Origin of the sequence: Faecousia sp. (assembly GCF_048519415.1) — a bacterium.
Classification (GTDB): Bacteria; Bacillota; Clostridia; order Oscillospirales; family Oscillospiraceae; genus JAZOXB01.
This window is the reverse complement of the sequence record NZ_DBFZUT010000078.1, coordinates 1-4036: the sequence shown is the minus strand read 5'-3', so window position 1 is coordinate 4036 and position 4036 is coordinate 1. Positions and strand designations below refer to the sequence as shown.

Here is a 4036-nt window from a genome sequence, read left to right as displayed (position 1 = left end):
TGCTCACGCGTTACTCACCCGTTCGCCACTAAGTCAGTCCCTTGCGGGGCCGACTCCGTTCGACTTGCATGTGTTAGGCACGCCGCCAGCGTTCGTCCTGAGCCAGGATCAAACTCTCTATAAAATGGTATCTTAATCAGTCCCTTTTCAGATCCTGAATAAAATCATGCATTCTATAAGTTTTGCTCTTAGCTTCACTCAAGAATTTCTCGTTGGCTATTCTTCACAATCTCAGTTTTTACACTGACATCTCAAAGAACAACTTGTTTTAAATCAAATTGTCCAAGGTGTTTGTTCATGTTTCTCGTTGTTTAATTTACAAGGTACACCGGCCATTCGCACAGCCTAGTTGAAAAGTCATCCGGACTTCATCGGGCTCGCACCCTCCGTTCCGGAGCAACTTCTACATTATAGCACGCACTGTTTAGCTTGTCAAGCACTTTTTTCAATTTCTTTCGAAATCTTTTGTTGTTTGACGCCCTGTCTCAAGCGGCTCCGCTATTCTATCAAATAACCACCCGAATGTCAAGCATTTTTTTGATTTTTTTGCAAATTTTTTACAGACGCTACCCATAGTGTTACCAATGGCACAATACCCCAACATATGGCAGCTGCGAGGGCCTGCACCCCCTCCGGCAGGACCGTGCCCGCAAGATACCCCGTGCAGCCGAGCAGGAAATTTCCGATACCTGTGCGCCTTTTCCACCCGAGCGCCCGCGCCGTCTTCGCATTGGCGAGGCACAGCACGGCAAGCAGGCAGAAGCCCCCCGCCGTCAGCGCGGCCGACACGACCGGCTCCAGCCGCTCCATCACGCCGAAGACGGACACGCTCTTGGCCATGGTATAGACCGCAAACGCCTCCTCTCCGGCCACGCGGGGCGAGAGCGTGCCTGCGGCGCACAGGGCCGCCGCCGCACAGAGGCCGATCCCCGCCGCGAGCCAGCCGCCCGTCCTCCGCGCCCCGCCGCGCACATAGAGCACGGCCACGGGTGACAGCGCCGCCGTCATGGCGGCAAACGGCACGCGTCCCGTCTGCGGCGCGAGCCACGCCGCGCGCACCTGCACGGCCGAGAAGCCCAGAATGACGGCCTCGACCGCCGTGAGGAAAAAGAACAGGATGGCCCCGCTGCGCAGGACGGTCTCCTCCCCGCGCTCTGCGGCATAGGCCGCCGCCAGAAGCAGCAGGAGTCCCGTAAGCGGCCCGCCGCGGCTCTCCGGATAGATGGCGCACAGCGCCCGCGCTGCACCTCCCAGCAGCAGCGCGCCGCCGAGGAGGACGAGCGCGAGCACGGCTCTTCCCGCCCGGCCGAACGCCGCCGGGATGACCTCCGTCAGCCCGCCCGGCGCGCAGCGCCGCCCGCAGAGGCCAAGCAGCAGCGCGGAGATCGCCGCAGCCGCCGTCGCCCAGACCCAGCCGAGGCGCGGCAGATACAGAAGCGCCGGGACGGAAGCTGCCGCCAGCGTCACGGCGCAGAGCTGTCTATCCCGCATGGCTTTCCTCCCAATCGGGCAGGGCCGTGCCCGGCTCCGCCCGCAGCAGGCCGACCGTCACGGGGCTGGCGTGGGCCTCCAGCAGGTCGGACAGCCCCTCCGGGTCGGTCAGGCCCCCGCTCCGGCGCACCTGCGCCGCCGGGCGCAGGATGCCGCTTTCCAGCAGCTCGTTCACGAGACGGTCCGTCTTCCCGCACAGCACGACCTGCCCGGCCGTGTCGAAGTAGACCTCGCCCGGCGCAGCCATGCGCAGCGCGGCCACGGCGTCGTCCCACGTTGCGCCGCTGCCCTCGCCCGCCTCCGTGACGATGCGCACGCCGGCTTCCGTCCGCTCGGCCTGCACGGTCTGCACCGGCAGGAGCGTGCGCGTCTCGTGCGTGCGGAACGGCAGGCCGCAGCACAGAACCAGCGCCGCAGCCGCAAGAAGCGTCCATTTCATCGCTTTCCCCCCTGATTGCGCCGGTCGAGCGGCCGGAGCAGCGGATCTCGCAGCGGTTCCCGCACGAGGCGTGGCCGCAGCAGGGCGCGCGCGCCGCCGATGCCGGAAAACGGCGCAAGATAGGAGATCCCGAACGAATCCAGACCCGCCAGATGGACAACGAGGCAGATGGCCCCGAGCGTCAGGCCGAACAGCCCGGCAAGGCTCGCCGCCGCGGCCAGCGCCATCCGCCACACGCGCAGGGCGTCTGCAAAGCTGCGCCCCGGTATGGCAAAGCCGCAGATGCCCGCCGCCGCCACGACGATGAGGGCCGCGGGCGAGATGAGCCGCGCCTCCACGGCGGCCGAGCCGACGACAAGGCCGCCGATGATGGAAAGGCTCTGCCCCACGGACTGCGGCAGCGAGACGCTTGCCTCCTGCAGCAGCTCAAAGGCGGCCAGCAGCCCGAGCACCTCCACGATGGTCGGGAACGGCACCGCGCGCTTGCTCTCTAAGATCGACTGCAGCAGCTCCGTCGGCAGCATCTGCGGGTGAAAGGCCGCCATGGCGACATAGAGCCCCGGCAGCAGCAGGCCGAGCAGCAGGGCGGCATAGCGCAGCACGCGCAGGAACGACGCCGAGACAAAATCCGTGCCCCGGTCCTCGGCCGATGTCATGAGATAGCCGAGGTCGACCGGTGCGAGATAGCCCAGCGGCAGGCCGTCGACGAGCAGGCCGGCGCGCCCCTCGAGCAGGGCCTGCGCGAAGCGGTCCGTCCGCTCCGTGTACTGCAGCAAAGGAAAGGCCGTCGGCCGTGAGCCGGTCAGATATTCCTCCACGGCCGCGGGCGTGAGCAGGCCGTCGATGTCGATCTCCGCCAGCCGCGCCTGCATCCGCGAGACGAGCGCAGGCTCCGTCAGCCCGTCGATCCATGCCAGCGTGACGTTCGTCAGGCTCCGCTGCCCCACGACCGTCTCATACAGCCGCAGCGCCGGCGTGCGCAGGTGGCGGCGCAGCAGGCTCGTGTTCGTGCGCACCGTCTCCGTAAACGCGTCCTTCGGGCCCTTGACCGTGTTCTCGACCTCCGGGGCCGAGGGCGAGCGCTTTTCGCCCGTCTTCGTCTCGAAGGCAATGGCCCGCTGCCCGAACAGCACGACCGTGAAGCCGTTGACGAGCTTCTCCGCCGTGCTCTGCAGGTCTCCGCACGGCACAGCCACGGAGTTATAGACCGTCCGGTGCAGGGCGCGGTCGTAGAGCTCGTCCATTGTGCCGCCGAACGCGTCCTGCATGAGGGGCTTGACGACGTATTCCGACGCATCGCCGCCCGAGGTGATTCCGTCGATGGCATAGACGTAGACCGTCAGCGCCCCGATGCGCACCTCGCGGCGGTTCCAGTCACCGCAGCAGCCGAAAATGCCGCAGATATGTTCATCCGTCATCGCGCCCGTGTAGGTCCCGTCGGGCAGACGGCGCAGCTCCTGTTCCATGTGTGTTGTCCCTCCCCGCAGCAAGTTTTCCCGCCAGTGCAGGCGGTTATGCACAGGAAAGGGAAAATTTGTGGAAGAAAACGTGAAACGCGGAGCGTGGAATTTTTCGCAGGGCCGCCAACCGTGAGTTGTAGGGGAGGGGCATGCCCCTCCCGGCGCAATGCTGCCGACCAGTGCAGGCTATCGTTAAAATGGTATGCACTTCCGAATTGTCATTGCGAGGAGCGAAGCGACGTGGCAATCTCGGGAAGGCACTTCCAGTTCGTACAAGGTGCCGATAAAAACGTAAAAACCGATTGCGTCTGTAGCGGCGGTCACTGCGCAGCCGTTGGCGGCTTTGCCGCCTTACGGATGCGGCGTCCCCTTTACGGGGAGTGACCGCCATTGGCAGTCGCAGCTATTGCAGCAGTAATTCGGCAGCGCAAAACTATCAGATTTGTCATTCCGAGGAGCGAAGCGACGTGGGAATCTCGGGAAGGCAGTTGCGTTTTCGCCGATAGCTTTCCCACGATGCGGCCGGGTACTGCGAGATTGCCACGTCGCTTCGCTCCTCGCAATGACACGTCAGGGGAGCGCGAGGTGCACCAGTGCCCTCCTGCGGTTTAATTTCCCTGTACAAGGCGCTCACTCCCCGTAAAGG

General features: G+C 64.5%; 3 protein-coding genes and 1 rRNA gene. All 4 read right to left on the bottom strand.

The features are described from left to right. Nucleotides 1-124, bottom strand: a 16S ribosomal RNA gene (locus ACMKFF_RS08175); the annotation flags it as partial. Between the two features lie 401 nt (nucleotides 125-525). Then, a complete protein-coding gene (locus ACMKFF_RS08170; protein ID WP_419496618.1) occupies nucleotides 526-1491 on the bottom strand; it encodes a hypothetical protein in 966 nt (321 codons plus the stop codon). Next, complete coding sequence (locus tag ACMKFF_RS08165; protein ID WP_417323677.1) at nucleotides 1481-1930, bottom strand: hypothetical protein; 450 nt, start codon at nucleotides 1928-1930, stop codon at nucleotides 1481-1483. Before ACMKFF_RS08165 ends, ACMKFF_RS08170 begins: the two co-directional genes overlap by 11 nt. Further along, nucleotides 1927-3396 carry a spore germination protein gene (locus ACMKFF_RS08160; protein WP_419496617.1) on the bottom strand — a complete coding sequence of 490 codons (1470 nt, stop codon included), beginning with the start codon at nucleotides 3394-3396 and terminating at the stop codon, nucleotides 1927-1929. Before ACMKFF_RS08160 ends, ACMKFF_RS08165 begins: the two co-directional genes overlap by 4 nt. Nucleotides 3397-4036 lie beyond the last annotated feature (640 nt).

Excerpts from the sequence above, each read along its gene's own strand:
- ACMKFF_RS08170 (WP_419496618.1), bottom strand. The coding sequence starts at position 1,491 with ATGCGGGATAGACAGCTCTGCGCCGTGACGCTGGCGGCAGCTTCCGTC.
- ACMKFF_RS08165 (WP_417323677.1), bottom strand. The coding sequence starts at position 1,930 with ATGAAATGGACGCTTCTTGCGGCTGCGGCGCTGGTTCTGTGCTGCGGC.
- ACMKFF_RS08160 (WP_419496617.1), bottom strand. The coding sequence starts at position 3,396 with ATGGAACAGGAGCTGCGCCGTCTGCCCGACGGGACCTACACGGGCGCG.